Raw genomic sequence first — 16,385 nt, 5'->3', positions numbered from 1 at the left:
TTCCGGGGCCGTACCGTCCGGGGACACCACTGTGGGGCTCCGCGGTCATACCGCGCCAGTATCCTGGGTCGGCTGCGGCGCCCCTGCCAATCCCCGTGCACGAGCGGGGAGTTCGGCCTGCGGCGACGACCTTCCCACACGCATGAGACGAGGACGAGTGCTGCTAGCGGGCCGCTACCGGCTGGATGTTGAGATCGGGCGCGGTGGAATGGGAGAGGTCTGGCGTGCGTACGACGAGACGCTCGCCAGAGCGGTGGCCCTCAAGCTGCTGCTGCCCCAGGACACCGACGCCACGGCGACCTCCCGGTTCCGACTGGAGGCGCAGACCGCCGGGCGTCTCAACCACCCCAACGTGGTCGGTGTCCTGGACTTCGGCGAGTACGACAACCGGCTGTACCTCGTGATGGAACTGGTCGAGGGCGACAGTCTCGCCGGGGTGCTGACCAAGTCCGGCGCGCTTCCCGCCGAGGAGGTGGCCCGGCTCGCCGCGCAGGCGTCCGCGGGGCTCGCCGCCGCCCACGGGCAGGGCATCGTGCACCGGGACGTCAAACCCGCCAACCTGCTGCTGGACTCCCAGGGCACGCTGAAGATCGGTGACTTCGGCATCGCGCGGTTCCTCGACGACCCGGGCGCCGCGCTCACCGCCACCGGCCAGATCGTCGGCACCGGCCTCTACCTCGCGCCCGAACGGGCCCTGGGCAAGCCCGCCGGGCCCGCCTCCGACATGTACTCCCTGGGCTGTGTGCTCTACCAACTGCTCAGCGGCCGTCCTCCGTTCCAGGCCGACACCGCCGTCGCCCTTCTCCACCAGCACCTCGACTCGGCCCCCGTGCCGCCTCGCGACCTCGGTGTCTCCGGACTCCCCCCGGCGTTCGAGAACTACCTCCTCGGGCTGCTCGCCAAGCAGCCCGAGGACCGGCCCACCGCCCAGCAGGCCGCCGAGTGGTTCGCCGGGGGTGCCTGGCGGGGCCTGCCCGAGCCGCTGCCGGAGGTCTCGCCGCCGCTGCGGCCGCAGCCCGCGCCCACGGCGATGTCCGCGCCCCCGGGCCGGTACGCCGCCGAGGCGGGCAGCCCGACCACGTACGCGCTGCCCGCGACCACGGGGCACCGCACCGCGGCCCGGGCGGCCCAGGCGGGGCGTTCGGGCCGCTCGCGCGGGCGCGGCGGCCCCGGCAACCGGCCGAGACTGGTCGCGACGGCCGCCGCCGCGGCCCTCTTCCTCGCCGCGATGCTCATCGGCATGCGCTGGTTCTCCCCCGACACCACGGCGGAGGGCACGGAACCCGACGCGTCCCCGTCCGCGAGCAGTCCGGCCGCGACGCCGTCCGCCGGCTCCGCCGCGTCCCCCTCCACCGAGCCGGCGTCCGGCCAGGGGGCTGGTCCGGCGTCCGGCCAGGCCGCCGGTCCGGGGTCCGGCCAAGGGGCAGCCGGCACGCCGGCCACCGGCACCGTGACCGACGTCACCGCGTCCGAGCCGGCCGCTTCCCCGACCCCTGCCGCGGCCCCGCCCGGCGCCGTGCCTCCTGCGGAGGAGGCGGGCGACGGCGGCCCGGCGCAGCCGAACCCGCAGGCCCCGCAGGCCGGGCTGGACGGGGAGGGCGACGACGGCGGGGACGAGGGCGGCGACGACTGACACGGCCCGGACGCCGGGCGACGCGGCCGTGCGCGCAGCGCGTGGATCAGCGGGGGGATGCGCCGGTGTGCGAGCGGACGCCCCCTCGCGCGCCCCCATGGGTGGCTTGTCATCGCCCTTACCCCGGCCTTATTGTCACCAGGCCTTGGTGAACGGGAAATCCGGTGTGATGCCGGTGCGGCCCTCGCCACTGTGAATCGGGAAGTCCGGCTCCGGCCCTCACGGGCAGCCACTGGGTCCTTGTGACCCGGGAAGGCGGAGTCCGGGCGGTGGTACCCGTCAGCCAGGAGACCGGCCAAGGCGCGTCAACCATCCACGAGGTGCTGGAGAGGGTCTGCTGAGCCATGCACATTGCCGAGGGTTTCCTTCCTCCGGCGCACGCGGTCGCCTGGGGCGTCGCGTCGGCGCCGTTCGTCGTCCACGGGGTCCGGTCGCTCACCCGTGAAGTGCGCGAGCACCCCGAGAGCACCCTGCTCCTCGGTGCGTCCGGCGCCTTCACCTTCGTCCTGTCCGCCCTGAAACTGCCTTCCGTCACCGGCAGTTGCTCACACCCCACCGGCACGGGCCTGGGAGCCATCCTGTTCCGGCCGCCCATCATGGCGGTGCTGGGCACCATCACCCTGCTCTTCCAGGCGCTGCTGCTCGCGCACGGCGGCCTGACCACGCTCGGCGCCAACGTCTTCTCGATGGCGATCGTCGGCCCCTGGGCCGGATACGCCGTCTACCGGCTGCTGCGGCGTTACGACGTGCCGCTGATGGTGACGGTGTTCTGCGGCGCGTTCGTCGCCGACCTGTCCACCTACTGCGTCACCAGCGTGCAGCTGGCGCTCGCGTTCCCCGACCCGGGCAGCGGCTTCCTGGGCGCGCTCGCCAAGTTCGGCTCCATCTTCGCCGTGACCCAGATCCCGCTCGCGGTGAGCGAGGGCCTGCTGACCGTGCTCGTGATGCGGCTGCTGGTGCAGTCCAGCAAGGGCGAACTGACCCGGCTGGGCGTGCTCCTCGCCGAGAAGCAGGCCCCCGCCGAGTCGGAGGCGGTGGCCCGGTGACCAGGAACACGAAGATCAACCTCATTTTGCTCGTCGCCGTGGCCGCGCTCGCGGTGCTGCCCTTGGCGCTCGGCCTCGGCGACCACAAGAAGGAGCCGTTCACGGGCTCCGACTCCGAGGCCGAGACGGCGATCACCGAGCTGAAGCCGGACTACGAGCCGTGGTTCTCGCCGCTGTACGAGCCGCCGTCCGGCGAGATCGAGTCGGCGCTCTTCGCTCTCCAGGCGTCCCTCGGCGCCGGTGTCCTCGCCTACTACTTCGGTCTGCGCCGGGGACGCCGGCAGGGTGAGCGGCGGGCGCTGGAGCGGGAGGCCGACAGCGCGCTGTCCGGCGCCGCCGCGAAGTCCTCAGCGGAACGGGACTGATCCCGGGTGCTGCCGATCGACGCGGCGGCGCACAGCAGTCGCTGGCGCCGCCGCCATCCCGTGGACAAGGCCGTGCTCGGGCTCGGCCTCACCGTGCTCGCGATCTCCCTGCCGCCCTGGCCGGGTGCGGCCCTGGTGCTCCTGACGGCCCTGGTGGTGCTGCTGGGGCCGGCCGGTGTGCCCGCGCGGCGGCTGTGGCGGGCCTACCGGGTGCCGCTGGGCTTCTGCGTGACCGGCGCGGTCACCCTGCTGGTCCAGGTCGGCGGGCCGGGGGGTTTCGTCTCCTTCGCCCCCGACGGCCCCGTCCGGGCCGGGGAGTTGCTGCTGCGCACCTCGGCGGCCTCCCTGGGCGTGCTGCTGTTCGCCTTCACCACACCCCTGTCCGACCTGCTGCCGCGCCTGATCCGGGCCGGGATCCCGGCGCCCGTCGTGGACGTCGCGCTGGTGACGTACCGGATGAGCTTCCTGCTGCTGGACTCCGTGCGCCGCATCCGGGAGGCCCAGGCGGCCCGGCTCGGGCACACCGGCCGGGCCGCGGAGTGGCGTTCCCTGGCCGGGCTCGGCGCCGCCGCGTTCGTCCGGGCCTTCGACCGGGCCACCCGGCTCCAGGCCGGGCTCGCCGGACGCGGCTACGACGGCACCCTGCGCGTCCTGGTGCCCGAGGCCCGGGTCTCCGTCCGCTTCACGACGGCCAGTTGCGCACTGCTCGCGGGGCTGGCCGTCCTCACCCTCGTACTGGAAAGGCCGCTGACATGAGCGAGCCCGCCCTCGTCGCCCTGCGGGGCGCGTCCTTCGCCTACGAGGACGGCCCGGCCGTGCTCAGCGGCCTCGACTTCGAGATCCGCGAGGGCCGCGCGCTCGCGCTGCTGGGCCGCAACGGCAGCGGCAAGACCACGCTGATGCGGCTGCTCTCCGGCGGACTGCGGCCCCACGAGGGGCGGCTGACGCTCGAAGGGCGGCCGGTGTCGTACGACCGCAAGGGTCTGACCCGGCTGCGGACGACCGTGCAGCTGGTGGTGCAGGACCCGGACGACCAGTTGTTCGCGGCGTCGGTGGAACAGGACGTGTCGTTCGGGCCGCTGAACCTGGGCCTGGACGACACGCAGGTGCGGGCGCGGGTGGCGGAGGCCCTCGCCGCGCTGGACATCACGGCCCTGGCCGACCGGCCCACCCATCTGCTCTCCTACGGGCAGCGCAAGCGCACCGCCATCGCGGGCGCGGTCGCGATGCGGCCACGGGTCCTCGTCCTCGACGAGCCGACGGCAGGGCTCGACCCCGACGGCCAGGAACGGCTGCTCACGACCCTCGACGGGCTGCGCGCCGCCGGCACCACGGTGGTGATGGCCACGCACGACGTCGACCTCGCCCTGCGCTGGGCCGACGACGCGGCGCTCCTCACCCCCTCCGGTGTCCGTACCGGGCCCGCGGCCACGGCACTGGCCCGCACCGATCTGCTGCGCGAGGCCGGGCTGCGGCTGCCCTGGGGCGCGGCGGCGGCGGAACTCCTGCGCGCCCAGGGGTTGTTGTCCGCCGCGGAACCGGGACCGCGGACACCGGACGAACTCGCCGCCCTCACGGCGGCGCGGCCGGGGGGCGTCGCGGGCTGAGGCGTGCGCGTACGAACGCACCGACGGGCGCGCGCGCCCCGCCTGACGGTCTCGCCTCGCCGGGCGCGCTTGCCCCACCGTGCGTGTCTGCCCCGCCGCGCGTCCGCCCCGGCGGGCGCCTTCGCACTGCCGGGCATCCGCCGACCGGGCGGTCGTCCGATATGTGGTTGTCCGGCGTCGCGGCGCCGCACTACGGTGCCGAGGTGGATCTCTTCTCACACACCTGGGCGGCGTTGCGGGCGGCGGTGGCCGAGCTGGGCGACGAGGACTTCGGGCGGCCCTCCGGCTGCACCGGCTGGCTGGTGCGGGACCTGGTGTGCCATCTGATCGTCGACGCGCAGGACGTCCTGATCACGCTGGCCACTCCCTCCGACCGGGAACCGACCCGTGACGCGCTGACGTACTGGGACGTCTCCGACACGCCGCCGACCGGTGACGACCCGCTCGACGCGCTGACCGTCCGGCTGGCCGCCGCGTACGAGGACCCGAACCTGCTGAAGTTCCATCTGGACGACGTGGGGTCCGCCGCCGGCCGTGCCGCCCTGCTCGCCGACCCCGCGGGCCGCGTCGGCACCCGTGACGAGGTCCTCACCGTGGGCGACTTCCTCTCCACGTACGTCATGGAGTGGACGCTGCACCACCTCGACCTGATCGCCTACCTCCCGGACGCGGAGCAGCCGCCCGCTGAGGGGCTCGCCCGGTCCCGGGAGATGCTGGAGCGGATCGCGGGAGGCCCCTTCCCGTCCACCTTCCACGACGTGGACGCACTGCTGATCGGCACCGGCAGGCGGGCGCCGACCGCGGCCGAGCAGGACGGGCTCGGCGCACTGGCCTCGAAGGTACCGCTGTACCTGGGCTGACGTCGCCGTCGCGAAGACCCTGCTCACGGGCCCGCCGTCGAACCACCCCGGTCCAGGTGGGAGCATGGGCGGTATGGACATCCGCAGCAGGAACAATGTCAACGTCATCGGCCGCGACGACGCGCCGGTGCTGCTCCTGGCACACGGGTTCGGCTGCGATCAGAACATGTGGCGACTCGTGGTGCCGGCGCTGGCCGAGCGCTACCGGGTGGTGCTGTTCGACTACGTCGGTTCCGGCGGCTCGGACCTCGGGGCATGGAACGAGGAGCGGTACTCCTCGCTCCAGGGCTACGCCGCCGACGTCGTCGACGTCTGCGAGGAGCTGGACCTGCGGCAGGCGGTGTTCGTGGGGCACTCGGTCAGTGCCATGGTCGGAGTGCTGGCCGCGCAGGCCGCCCCGGAGCGCATCGGGGCGCTCGTCATGGTGACCCCCTCGCCCTGCTACCTCGACGACGAGGGCTACCGCGGCGGCTTCAGCACGGAGGACATCGACGAGCTGCTCGCCTCCCTGGAGGCCAACTACCTGGGCTGGTCGTCCGTGATGGCCCCGGTGATCATGGGCAACCCGGAGCGGCCGGAGCTGGGCGAGGAGCTGACCAACAGCTTCTGCGCCACCGATCCCGACATCGCCCGTGTCTTCGCCCGCACGACGTTCCTCACCGACAGCCGCGAGGACCTGAAGAACGTGGCCGTGCCGACGCTCGTACTGGAGTGCGAGCAGGACGCCATCGCACCCCGTGAGGTCGGCGCCTACGTGCACGCGGCGATCCCCGCGTCCCGCCTGGTCACGCTCGACGCCACCGGCCACTGCCCGCAGCTCAGCGCGCCGCATGCCACCACGGAAGCGATCCTCGGCTTCCTGGAGTCACTGAAGTGATGTGCCGTACGGGCGGCGTACCGGAGCCCGCCGGGACGGGGGGCGACGCGAGCACGGACGCGGCCTTCTCCGCACTGCTGGAGGACAGCGCGGAGGACCTGTACGAGTGTGCGCCCTGCGGTTACCTGTCCACGATGATGGACGGCACCATCGCCAAGATCAACACGACGCTGCTGGACTGGCTCGGCCTGGACCGTGAGGACGTGGCGGGCCGCAAGCGCTTCACGGACCTGCTCACCGTCGGCGGCAAGCTGTACCACGAGACGCACTTCGCTCCGCTGCTGCGCATGCAGGGCGAGCTGCGCGGCATCGCCCTGGACATGCGGCGCCGCAGCGGCGGTCCGCTGCCGGTGCTCGTCTCCGCCGTGATCAAGCACGGCACCGAGGGTGAACCGCTGCTGATCCGCATCACCGTCTTCGACGCCTCCGACCGCCGCGCCTACGAGAACGAGCTCCTGCACCGCCGCCGGGAGGCCGAGCGGGCCCGCGCCCAGGCCGACGAGGCACGGCGGCAGGCGGAGGCCGACCGGGCCAGGCTGGCCGACGCGCTCGCCGTCCTGCAGCGCTCCCTCGTGCCGGACTCGCTGCCCGTCGTGCCGGGCCTGGAGACGGCCGTCCACTACCACACGGCCGCGCCGGACCAGCTCGGCGGCGACTTCTACGACCTGTTCCCCGTCACCGGCGACCGGTGGGCGTTCTTCCTCGGCGACGTGTGCGGCAAGGGCCCGGAGGCCGCCTCCCTGACCTCGCTGACCCGTTACACGCTGCGCGCCGCGGCCCACCACGACCCGGATCCGGCCTCGGCGCTGAGCACGCTGAACGCCGTGCTGCACGAGCGGTACACCGGTGACGGCAACCCCCGGTACTGCACCTGCATCTTCGGGATCGTCGAGCCGGGCGGCGAGCACGGGCCGACGCGCGTGCGCCTCGCCTCCGGCGGTCACCCGCCGGCGCTCGTCCTCCGCTCCGACGGCCGCGCCGACTTCCTGCCGACCCCCGGGGGACTGCTCATCGGCGTGCTCCCCGACGCGCCGATCGGCACCGCCGAGACCGTCCTGGCGCCCGGTGACACGCTCGTGCTGTACACCGACGGCCTCACCGAGGCCCGCCTCGGTGAGGGCCGCGACGACCTGTACGGCGAGGACGCCCTGCACGCCTTCGCCGAGAAGCACGCGCCCGCCGGACCGCACGAGGTGATCACCGCCCTCACCGAGCTGCTCGAGAGCTTCGGCGACGGCCTCGACGACGACACCGCCCTGCTCGCCCTCGGCGTACCCGCCGCTCCTTCCGTCACCGCTCCGGCCACGCATCACACCTCATGAACCCACTCACCGTCACACAGCGCGACACCGCGACCGGCCCCGTGCTGCACGTGGCCGGCGACCTGGACTTCGACCAGGCCCCCGTCCTCCGCGGCAGGCTCGACCAGCTCTCCCTGTCGCCGAGACAGTGCCTGGTCCTGGACCTGTCCGGACTTCGGTTCTGCGACTCCTCGGGCATCACCGCGCTTCTCGCCGCCCGCCAGCACGCCCTGGCCGCCGGCGCCGACCTCGTCCTGGCCGCCGTACCGGCGAACCTGCTGCGCGTCCTCACCCTCGTCGGCCTCGACCAGGTCTTCACCCTGCGCGCCGGCTCCAGCGCCGCGTCATGACCCGGCCCGGACGAAGACCGGCTCGAGGTGTTTCTGCGGCAGCGCGGCCGGCAGGTCCTCCCGGTCGATGACGTGGGAGACGGCCTTCCCGGGCGTCACGGTGCCGGAGGCGGCGGGCCCGAGGGCGTCGGGCAGGTGAGCCCGTACGTTGTCGCGGGCGACGCGCAGCGTGACGCCGGTGAGGTACATGTCGAGCAGCGGCAGCTCGCCCGGGCGGAAGTGGTCGCCCGCGCTCTCGCCGCTGCGCGGTCGGTCCCGGATCGCGCCGGCGACGAGCGCCTCGAGCTGAGCGGCCGTGCGGCCCAGCGGTCGTGTGCTGCGCTTGGCGCGGCACATGGCCACCGTTCCCTCGACCGCGGCGGGACCGGTCCGCCGGTCCTCAGCCGCCGAGGCCCAGTTCCCCCGCGCGCACCCCGGCCTGGAAGCGCGATCCCGCGTCGAGGGTGTCGAGCAGTTCGGCGACCCGGCGGCGATACGTCCGCACCGACATACCGAGCTCCTTGGCCGCCGCCGTGTCGGTGGCGCCCGACCCCAGCGCGCGCAGCACCCTGCGGCTGACGGCGTCGAGCCGGGGTCGGTCCCCGTCCAGGAACGCCCCGAGGTCGAGGGCGCTCTCCCAGGCAGCCTCGAAGAGCGCGTACACGGCGCCCACCAGGGTGGCCCCCGAGGTGACGGTGTACTCGCGGCCGCCCGGGGCGTCCAGGCCGGCGAGGATCGCGTACCTGCGGTCGATGATGATCGTCTCGTGGGGCAGGGCCGTCGCAGCGATACGGACCCGGGCACCCCGGGCGGCGATGTCGCGCAGGTGCTCGCGGCCGCGCTCGTCGGCCAGCACGGCGGGGCCGCACAGCTTGCGGACCTGGGGGCCGCCGGGCTCGCGCAGCCACCCGTAGGAGGCCTGCCGGGCACGGCGCAGCTCGGAGAAGGTGCCGAGATCGCGGACGGCGCAGACGAACTCCTCGCGGACCGAGGAGAACAGGTGCTCGGTGCGCGCGACGAAATCGAGGTCACCGCGGACCGTCACGATGTCTGCCACCCGGCCATTCTGCCCCGTGGCAGCTCATTGCCACGCGTTGGCGTCCGGAACGCCCCGTCGCCGAGGCTGCGTTCATGACCAACGACTTCCTCATCGGCGGCGACCTCCCGGTCGGCCGCGTCGGCTTCGGCGCCATGCGTCTGCCCGCGAACGGCTTCACCGGACCGGCCCGGGACCCCGAGACCGGCCGCGCCGTTCTGCGCCGGGCCGTCGCCCTCGGCGCCGACCACATCGACACCGCCTCCTTCTACACCAGCGACGACCGGTCCGTCCGCGCCAACGACCTGATCCGCGAGGCCCTGCACCCCTACCCGGAGGGCTTGGTCATCGCGACCAAAGTCGGTCCCGCACGCACACCCGACGGAGGCGTGACACAGACTTACGACCCCGCCGCGCTGCGCCCGTTGGTCGAGGAGAACCTCGAAAACCTCGGAGTGGACCGGCTCGACCTGGTCTATCTGCGCATCGGCCTGATGGAACCGCCGCGCGGCGAGTCCGTGGCCGCCCGTTTCGAGGCGCTGGCCGCAATGCGTGAAGAGGGGCTGATCCGCCATCTCGGGCTGAGCAACATCGACTCCGGACACCTCGCCGAGGCCCGGACGATCGCGCCCGTGGCGGCCGTCCAGAACCACTTCCACGCCGGCAAGCGCGACGACGCCCGGCTCCTGGCCGCCTGCGAGGAGGCCGGCATCGCCTTCGTGCCGTTCTTCCCGCTGGGCGGTGGCTTCGGCGACCTCACCGGTGACCGCCTGGCCAAGGTGGCGGAACGGCACGGGGCGAGCGTCCCGCAGATCGCCCTTGCCTGGCTGCTGGCGGCCTCCCCCGTCACGCTGGCCATCCCCGGCACGGGGTCCCTCGCCCACCTGGAGGAGAACATGGCCGCCCGGTCCATCGCCCTGACCTCGCAGGACCTCTCCGACCTCGCCTGACGCACCGGCAGGGGCACCACGCCCCGCCGCTCGCCGACGCGCGCGACCGTCCCACCCCGAATCCGCCCGCCGCGCCCCAGAGCGCTCCCCGCGCACCACTCACCGGCCGGAAAACGCTTGGACGCCGTGGCCGGCGTCGCGGGACACTTCCGGACTCGACCCGAAACCTCACACATCCGTTGCGGCGACGGCCCCTGCCCGCGCGCACGGCGTGGCGGGCGGCCACAGGACGACACAGGGGTGGGATGGAAACGCCGGAAACACACAGGGTTTTACCGGGCAGGCGCTCGGTGCTGCTCGCACTTCGCTACTACGGACGGGAGTTGTCCCGGCTACGCCGGTGGACGGCACCCGCGATGCTGCTCTCGGCGCTGGGCAACATCGGAATCAACTACATCGCGCCGCTGATCGTCGCCAGGCTCATCGGCGACATCGCGGGGGGCGAGGACGTCACGGCCGGCTCGATGCTGCCGTACGTGCTCGCCTTCGCCGGTGTCCTGCTGGTCGCGGAGACACTGTGGCGGATCGCCCTGCACTGCCTCAACCGTCTCGACGCCCTGGGCATCGAGCACCTCTACGTGATCGGCATGGACGAACTGTTCGCCAAGGACGCCGCGTTCTTCCACGACAACTTCGCCGGTTCGCTGACCAAGCGCGTCCTCAGCTTCGCGTCACGGTTCGAGCCGTTCGTCGACACGCTGACGTTCCAGATCATGGGCAATCTCGTGCCGCTGACCTTCGGAGCGGTGGTGCTCTGGGGCTACGAACCGCTGCTCGTGGCCGGACTGCTGGTCATGATCGCGCTGACGGCCGTGCTGGCCGTGCCCCTGATCCGGCGGCGGCAGCGGCTCGTCGACCAGCGTGAGGAGGCGATCGCCCGGGTGTCGGGCCATGTCGCCGACAGCCTCATGAACATGGACACGGTCCGGGCGTTCGCCGCGGAGGAGCGCGAGGCCGCCGAACACCGCTCACGGGTCGCGATGTCCCGCCGGCTCACCATCCGCTCGTGGGACTACGGCAACCTGCGGATCGACACGCTGGTCGCACCCATGTCCGTGCTCACCAACGTGATGGGCCTGCTGCTCGCGGTCCTGCTCGCCGGGGACGCGCACGGGGTGGAGGCGATCGTCGTCGCCTTCGCCTACTACAACAACGCGACGCGGATCATGTTCGACTTCAACCAGATCTACCGGAGGCTGGAGAGCTCGATGACGGAGGCGGCGCAGTTCACCGAGCTGCTCCTGACACCGCCGACCGTGCTCGACCCGAAGACGCCGGAGCCGCTGCGGCCGCGGGCCGCCGACGTCCGCTTCGAGAAGGTGACCTTCGCCCACCGGGGCGGCCGGCCGCTGTTCGAAGGCCTCGACCTGCATGTGCCGAGCGGGGCCAAGCTCGGCCTCGTCGGCCGGTCCGGCGGCGGCAAGACGTCCCTCACCCGGCTGCTGCTGCGGATGACGGACATCGACGGCGGCCGCATCCTGGTCGGCGGCCAGGACATCAGCAAGGTGCGCCAGGCCGACCTGCGCGCGCGGATCGCCTACGTGCCGCAGGACCCGGCGATGTTCCACCGCACCTTGCGGGACAACATCGCCTTCGCCCGGCCGGACGCCACCGACGCCGAGATCCGCCGGGCGGCCGAGGCGGCCCATGTCACCGAGTTCGCCGCCGCGTTGCCCGACGGCTTCGACACCATGGTGGGCGAGCGCGGCGTCAAGCTGTCCGGCGGGCAGCGCCAGCGGGTCGCCCTGGCGCGTGCGATCCTCCGGGACGCGCCGATCCTGCTGCTCGACGAGGCGACCAGCGCCCTGGACTCCGAGAGCGAACTGCTGGTCCAGGAGGCGCTGTGGCGGCTCATGGACGGGCGGACCGCGCTGGTGGTGGCGCACCGGCTGAGCACGGTCGCCGGCATGGACCAGCTCGTCGTGCTCGACCGCGGCCGGATCGTCGAGCAGGGTACCCACCAGGAGCTGCTCGCGGTCGGGGGCGCCTACGCGAAGCTGTGGCAGCACCAGTCGGGCGGCTTCCTGGACGACACCTCCGGGCGGGCCGAGGCGCTGTAGCGCGGTTCGCTACCCGCCCGGGAGGGCCCGCGCCCGGGCCGCGAGGGCCTCCAGCAGGAGATCCACCGCCTCTTCAAAGGAGCTGTCCGCCATCGCGGGCAGCTCCGGTCGTACCGCGGTCAGGGAGGGGTAGGCCACCGGGTCGAGGTCCTGGTAGACGTCACGCCACGACCGGTGGTCGGCCTCGCGCCGCTGTGCGGGGAGCGCGTGGAACGCCGCCTCCGTGGCGGCGTGGCTGAGCACGGTGTCGATGAAGGCCAGGTAGAGCCGGGCGGCGTCGGCCGGCGGGAAGCCCGCGCCGAGGAGCAGGCCGATCCCGGTCTCGACGGCACGGATCTCGTTGCGGCGCCGGGTCACACGGTGGGCGGCCATCGCGGCCGCCCGCGGATGGGCGAGGTAGCCCGCGCGGACCCGCAGGGCCATCTCGCGCAGTGCGGCCACCCAGTCGTCCCCGGGCGCGAACCCGGCCATGGCGTCGCCGATGATCCGGTCGGCGATGGCGAGCACCAGGTCGTCGGTGCCGTGGAAGTAGCGGTAGAGCGCGGTCGGGTCACAGCCCAGGGCGGCGCCGAGCCGGCGCACGCTCAGCGCCTCGGGCCCGTGCTCGCCGATCAGCCGCAGCGCGGTCTGGACGATCAGGTCCTCCGACAGCAGGACCCCCGACCGGGTCGGTCTGCGGCGCCTGCGTTCCTGCGGGACTCGGGTGCTCATGGCCGGGCTCCTCTCCTGAACACGCCTGAGGCGTGGCGTACTTGAGGCCTGTGGCGCGCCCAAGGCTCTGCGGCCCACCTGAGGCCTTGGCCCGCTGCGACCCGTGGCCCGCCTGAGGCCTTGGCCCGCCTGAGGACCCACGGCCCGCCGGAGGTCTTGGCCCGTCTGAGGCCCGTGGCGCACGCAAGACCTGCGGCGCACCGAAGGCCTGTGCCGCACCGAAGGCCTCCGGCCCACCTGACATCTGTCGCGCACCGGCGGCCACACGCCGTCCGGCGACTCGTCGCTCAACGCAGTGAACGGCCCCCGGCGCCTTACGTCAACAGGGTTGACCCAATACGGGCCCCGGCTGTTCCATCACAGTCCCGCGCGGCTCTTCCCACCCCGTCCCCCGAGGAGCCCCTCATGTCGTCCGCACCGCCCCCGCCCCGCCCCGCGCTGCGCCGTTCCCTCGGTGTCGTCGACGGCGTCGCCATCGCCGCGTCCAGCACCGCGGCCACCACCAGCATCGCCATCGGCATGGGCACGATCGCGACCGTCGTGGGCCTCCAGGCCCCCGCGCTCCTGCTGCTGGCGTTCCTTCCGGTGCTGGGCATCGCCCTCGCCTACGCCCGTCTCAACCGCTCCGAACCCAACTGCGGCAACGGCTACACCTGGGTGGGCAGATCCCTGGGACCATGGCCGGGCTTCCTGACCGGCTGGGTGACGCTGGCCGGCTCGGTGATCTTCTGCGCCTACACCAGCGCGATCATGGGCTCGGTCGTACTGGCCTTCGCCAACAAGGCCGGGCTGCGCAGCCTGGCCGGCGTCGCCCTGGACCCGACGTCCACCGGTGTCTGCACGACGGTCGGGCTGGTGGTGCTGCTCGCCCTCACCGCCCTGGCCGTCACCGGCGTCCGGAGCGCGACCCGGTTCCAGTTCGCCCTGCTGGTCTTCGAGTACGCCGTGCTGCTCGGCTTCTGCGGCTGGGCCCTGGTCACCGGCGACCACGCGGTGTCCCTGTCCTGGTTCAACCCGTTCGAGATCTCCAGCGGCACCGCCTTCGCCCAGGGCATGGTCCTGGCGGTGTTCTTCTTCTGGGGCTGGGACGCGGCGTTCAGCGTCACCGAGGAGACCAAGGACCCGGGCGACTCGGCCCGCGGCGGACTCATCGCGCTGTTCGCGATGCTCGGCCTGTTCCTCTTCGCCTCGGTCGCCTTCCAGCGGGAGATGAGCCTGGCCGAACTCGTCCGCAACGGCCCCCAGGCCCTCGGCCACCTCGGGGAGAAGCTGGCCGCCGAGCCCTGGGCGACCCTGCCGCTGCTCGCCCTGATGTTCTCCGCGGTCGCCTCCGTGCAGGCCACCCTGATCCCCACGGCACGCGGCCTGCTCGCCATGGGCCGGGACCGCACCATGGGCCCGCTGTGGACCCGCGTCCACCCGCGCTACGGCACACCGGCCGCCGGGACGGTCGTCGTGATGTCGGTCGCCGCCGTGATCGCCCTGCTCGCCTTCGCGATCCCGCAGCTGAGCGACATGCTGCTGGCCGCCGTCAACGCCATCGGCCTGATCGTGGCCCTCTACTACGGCCTCACCGCACTCGCCTGCGCGGTGCGCTTCCGCTCGGCGCGGCACGAGGGGGCACGCGAGGCACTGCTCTGTGTCGGTGTGCCCGCCGCGTCGGGGCTGGTGCTGCTGGGGCTGGGCGGTTACCTCGGATATTCGTACCTCACCATGAGCGACCACTTCGAACTGAGTCCGGACAACGGCTGGTTCATGTTCTCGCTGCCCGCCGTGATCGTGCTGGCGGGCCTCGGCATGGCCGCCGTGGCCAAGTACGTCCGGCGCTCGCCCTACTTCACCACCGGGCGCGGCACCGACGCCGACGCCCTCACCCTGCCGATGGACCGCACGCCGGCCTGACCCTCCTTGGAGTTCACCCCGATGTCACACCCCCCTGCCCAGGGCCCCGCGGACCTCGTCCTGACTGGCGGTCCCGTGCACACGGTCGACCCGGCCCGCAGCCGCGCCACCTCGGTGGCCGTGCGCGGCGGGCGGATCGTCGCCGTCGGTCACGACGAGGTGCGCGCGCTGATCGGGCCGCGCACCGAGGTCGTCGACCTCGCCGGGAAGCTGCTGCTGCCCGGCTTCCAGGACGCCCACGTCCACCCGATGGGGGCGGGTCTCGAGCTCGGCCTGTGCCATCTCGGCGACACCACCGACCCGGACGCGTACCTGCGCAGGATCGGGGCGTACGCCGACGCCCACCCGGACGTCGAGTGGATCACCGGGGGCGGCTGGTCCCTGGAGGCGTTCCCCGGCGGCTCCCCCACGGCCGCCGCCCTCGACGCGGTCGTCCCCGACCGGCCCGTCTTCCTGCCCAACCGGGACCACCACGGCGCCTGGGTGAACAGCCGGGCCCTGGAACGCGCGGGCATCGACGCCCGGACCCCCGACCCCGCCGACGGCCGGATCGAGCGCGACGCCGAGGGCAACCCGACCGGGATGCTCCAGGAGGGCGCGGTCGACCTGGTGGGCCGGCTGGTGCCGGACCCCACACCCGAGGAGCAGCTCGCCGGTCTGCTGCGTGCCCAGGCCGTACTGCACTCCCACGGCGTCACCGCCTGGCAGGACGCCATCGTCGGCACGTACGCCAACCTGACCGATCCGGCTCCGGCCTATCTGACGGCGCTGGACCGCGGGCTGCTGACCGCCCGGGTCGTCGGCGCCCTGTGGTGGGACCGCGAGCGCGGCGCCGAGCAGATACCCGAACTCGTGGCCCGCAGAGAGGAGTTGACCCGGGACAGGTTCCGGGCCTGCACGGTGAAGATCATGCAGGACGGCATCGCCGAGAACCACACCGCCGCCCTGCTGTCCCCCTATCTGACCGGCTGCGGCTGCTCCTCGGACAACAGCGGCATCAGCTTCGTCGAGCCGGGCGAGCTGCGGAAGTACGTCACCGAGCTGGACGCGCACGGCTTCCAGGTGCACTTCCACGCGCTCGGGGACCGGGCGGTGCGCGAGGCGCTGGACGCCGTGGAGTCCGCCCGGGCCGCGGGCGGCCACCGCGACACGCGTCACCACCTGGCGCACCTCCAGGTCGTCCACCCCGACGACCTGCCGCGCTTCAGGGCGCTGGGGGCGAGCGCCAACCTGCAGATGCTGTGGGCCGCCCACGAGCCGCAGATGGACGAACTGACCCTGCCCTTCCTGGGGGCGGAACGCGGGGCCCGGCAGTACCCCTTCGGGGATCTGCTGCGGGCCGGGGCCACCCTCGCGGCCGGCAGCGACTGGCCCGTCAGCAGCCCCGATCCGCTCCAGGCCATCCATGTCGCCGTCAACCGCGTCTCGCCCGACGCCCCCGAGGGCACCCCGTCCTTCTTCCCGGAGCAGCGCCTCGACCTGGGCACCGCCATCGCCGCGTACACCGCGGGCAGCGCCCATGTGAACCACCTCGACGACCTCACCGGCAGCATCGCCGTCGGCAAGGCGGCCGACCTCGTCGTCCTGGACCGTGACCCGTTCGCGGGCCCGCCCGAGGAGATCGCCGAAACCCGGGTTCTGGAGACGTTCGTCGAGGGCAGGCGGGTCCACAGCGGCGCGTGAGCCGTGTTCCAATGCTCCGGGGTCC

At 73.2% G+C, this 16,385-nt stretch carries 15 protein-coding genes, 1 pseudogene and 1 riboswitch; of the genes and pseudogenes, 13 read left to right on the top strand and 3 right to left on the bottom strand.

Annotated elements, in window-relative coordinates:
• Window positions 1-142: 142 nt before the first annotated feature.
• The 9 genes from AC0665_RS12740 to AC0665_RS12700 all read left to right on the top strand — a co-directional run bounded on the left by AC0665_RS12740 (window position 143) and on the right by AC0665_RS12700 (window position 8,039).
• Window positions 143-1,633, top strand: a complete 1,491-nt coding sequence (locus AC0665_RS12740; RefSeq protein ID WP_478704979.1) for a serine/threonine-protein kinase — start codon at window positions 143-145, stop codon at window positions 1,631-1,633.
• A gap of 129 nt (window positions 1,634-1,762) precedes the next feature.
• Window positions 1,763-1,947, top strand: a riboswitch (cobalamin riboswitch).
• Between the two features lie 30 nt (window positions 1,948-1,977).
• Entirely contained in the window at window positions 1,978-2,679 is a 702-nt protein-coding gene (locus AC0665_RS12735) for an energy-coupling factor ABC transporter permease (protein ID WP_366049531.1), read from the top strand.
• A complete protein-coding gene (locus tag AC0665_RS12730) occupies window positions 2,676-3,044 on the top strand; it encodes an energy-coupling factor ABC transporter substrate-binding protein (RefSeq protein WP_468404527.1) in 369 nt (122 codons plus the stop codon). Before AC0665_RS12735 ends, AC0665_RS12730 begins: the two co-directional genes overlap by 4 nt.
• A gap of 6 nt (window positions 3,045-3,050) precedes the next feature.
• Window positions 3,051-3,800 (top strand): cobalt ECF transporter T component CbiQ, encoded by a 750-nt coding sequence (cbiQ, locus tag AC0665_RS12725; protein ID WP_478508642.1) that lies wholly within the window; start codon window positions 3,051-3,053, stop codon window positions 3,798-3,800.
• Window positions 3,797-4,651, top strand: coding sequence for an energy-coupling factor ABC transporter ATP-binding protein (locus AC0665_RS12720; RefSeq protein ID WP_468632884.1), 855 nt, complete (start codon window positions 3,797-3,799; stop codon window positions 4,649-4,651). Before cbiQ ends, AC0665_RS12720 begins: the two co-directional genes overlap by 4 nt.
• Window positions 4,652-4,854: 203 nt before the next feature.
• Window positions 4,855-5,511, top strand: coding sequence for a maleylpyruvate isomerase N-terminal domain-containing protein (locus AC0665_RS12715; protein ID WP_478605595.1), 657 nt, complete (start codon window positions 4,855-4,857; stop codon window positions 5,509-5,511).
• A 73-nt stretch (window positions 5,512-5,584) separates the two neighbouring features.
• The gene (locus tag AC0665_RS12710; protein WP_478606250.1) at window positions 5,585-6,388 is read left to right on the top strand and encodes an alpha/beta fold hydrolase; all 804 of its coding nucleotides are present in this window, start codon (window positions 5,585-5,587) and stop codon (window positions 6,386-6,388) included.
• Window positions 6,388-7,710, top strand: coding sequence for a PP2C family protein-serine/threonine phosphatase (locus AC0665_RS12705; protein WP_478605597.1), 1,323 nt, complete (start codon window positions 6,388-6,390; stop codon window positions 7,708-7,710). The genes AC0665_RS12710 and AC0665_RS12705 overlap by 1 nt, the downstream gene beginning before the upstream one ends.
• Window positions 7,707-8,039, top strand: coding sequence for an STAS domain-containing protein (locus tag AC0665_RS12700; RefSeq protein WP_478605600.1), 333 nt, complete (start codon window positions 7,707-7,709; stop codon window positions 8,037-8,039). The genes AC0665_RS12705 and AC0665_RS12700 overlap by 4 nt, the downstream gene beginning before the upstream one ends.
• Here the strand turns inward: AC0665_RS12700 and AC0665_RS12695 are convergent.
• A pseudogene (locus AC0665_RS12695) lies at window positions 8,034-8,276 on the bottom strand (zinc-dependent alcohol dehydrogenase); the annotation flags it as partial. The gene AC0665_RS12700 and the pseudogene AC0665_RS12695 overlap by 6 nt on opposite strands.
• Window positions 8,277-8,418: 142 nt before the next feature.
• On the bottom strand, window positions 8,419-9,075 hold the full coding sequence (locus AC0665_RS12690) for a DNA-binding response regulator (protein ID WP_468404515.1): 657 nt from the start codon (window positions 9,073-9,075) through the stop codon (window positions 8,419-8,421).
• 74 nt (window positions 9,076-9,149) lie between these two features.
• Here AC0665_RS12690 and AC0665_RS12685 point away from each other — a divergent pair, with 74 nt between their 5' ends.
• Both AC0665_RS12685 and AC0665_RS12680 read left to right on the top strand, forming a co-directional pair.
• A complete protein-coding gene (locus AC0665_RS12685; RefSeq protein WP_468404513.1) occupies window positions 9,150-10,004 on the top strand; it encodes an aldo/keto reductase in 855 nt (284 codons plus the stop codon).
• A 245-nt stretch (window positions 10,005-10,249) separates the two neighbouring features.
• A complete protein-coding gene (locus AC0665_RS12680) occupies window positions 10,250-12,064 on the top strand; it encodes an ABC transporter ATP-binding protein (protein ID WP_478704978.1) in 1,815 nt (604 codons plus the stop codon).
• A gap of 9 nt (window positions 12,065-12,073) precedes the next feature.
• On the opposite strand, the gene AC0665_RS12675 is transcribed toward AC0665_RS12680, so the two are convergent.
• Window positions 12,074-12,775, bottom strand: coding sequence for a TetR/AcrR family transcriptional regulator (locus AC0665_RS12675; RefSeq protein WP_468404507.1), 702 nt, complete (start codon window positions 12,773-12,775; stop codon window positions 12,074-12,076).
• A 405-nt stretch (window positions 12,776-13,180) separates the two neighbouring features.
• Here AC0665_RS12675 and AC0665_RS12670 point away from each other — a divergent pair, with 405 nt between their 5' ends.
• Together AC0665_RS12670 and AC0665_RS12665 are read left to right on the top strand one after the other, a co-directional pair.
• Window positions 13,181-14,677 carry an APC family permease gene (locus AC0665_RS12670; protein ID WP_478704977.1) on the top strand — a complete coding sequence of 499 codons (1,497 nt, stop codon included), beginning with the start codon at window positions 13,181-13,183 and terminating at the stop codon, window positions 14,675-14,677.
• A 21-nt stretch (window positions 14,678-14,698) separates the two neighbouring features.
• A complete protein-coding gene (locus AC0665_RS12665; protein WP_478704976.1) occupies window positions 14,699-16,360 on the top strand; it encodes an amidohydrolase in 1,662 nt (553 codons plus the stop codon).
• Window positions 16,361-16,385: the final 25 nt, after the last annotated feature.

The sequence above is a fragment of the Streptomyces sp. NPDC043685 genome, from assembly GCF_056436585.1.
This window is presented reverse-complemented; position numbering and strand designations above follow the sequence as displayed.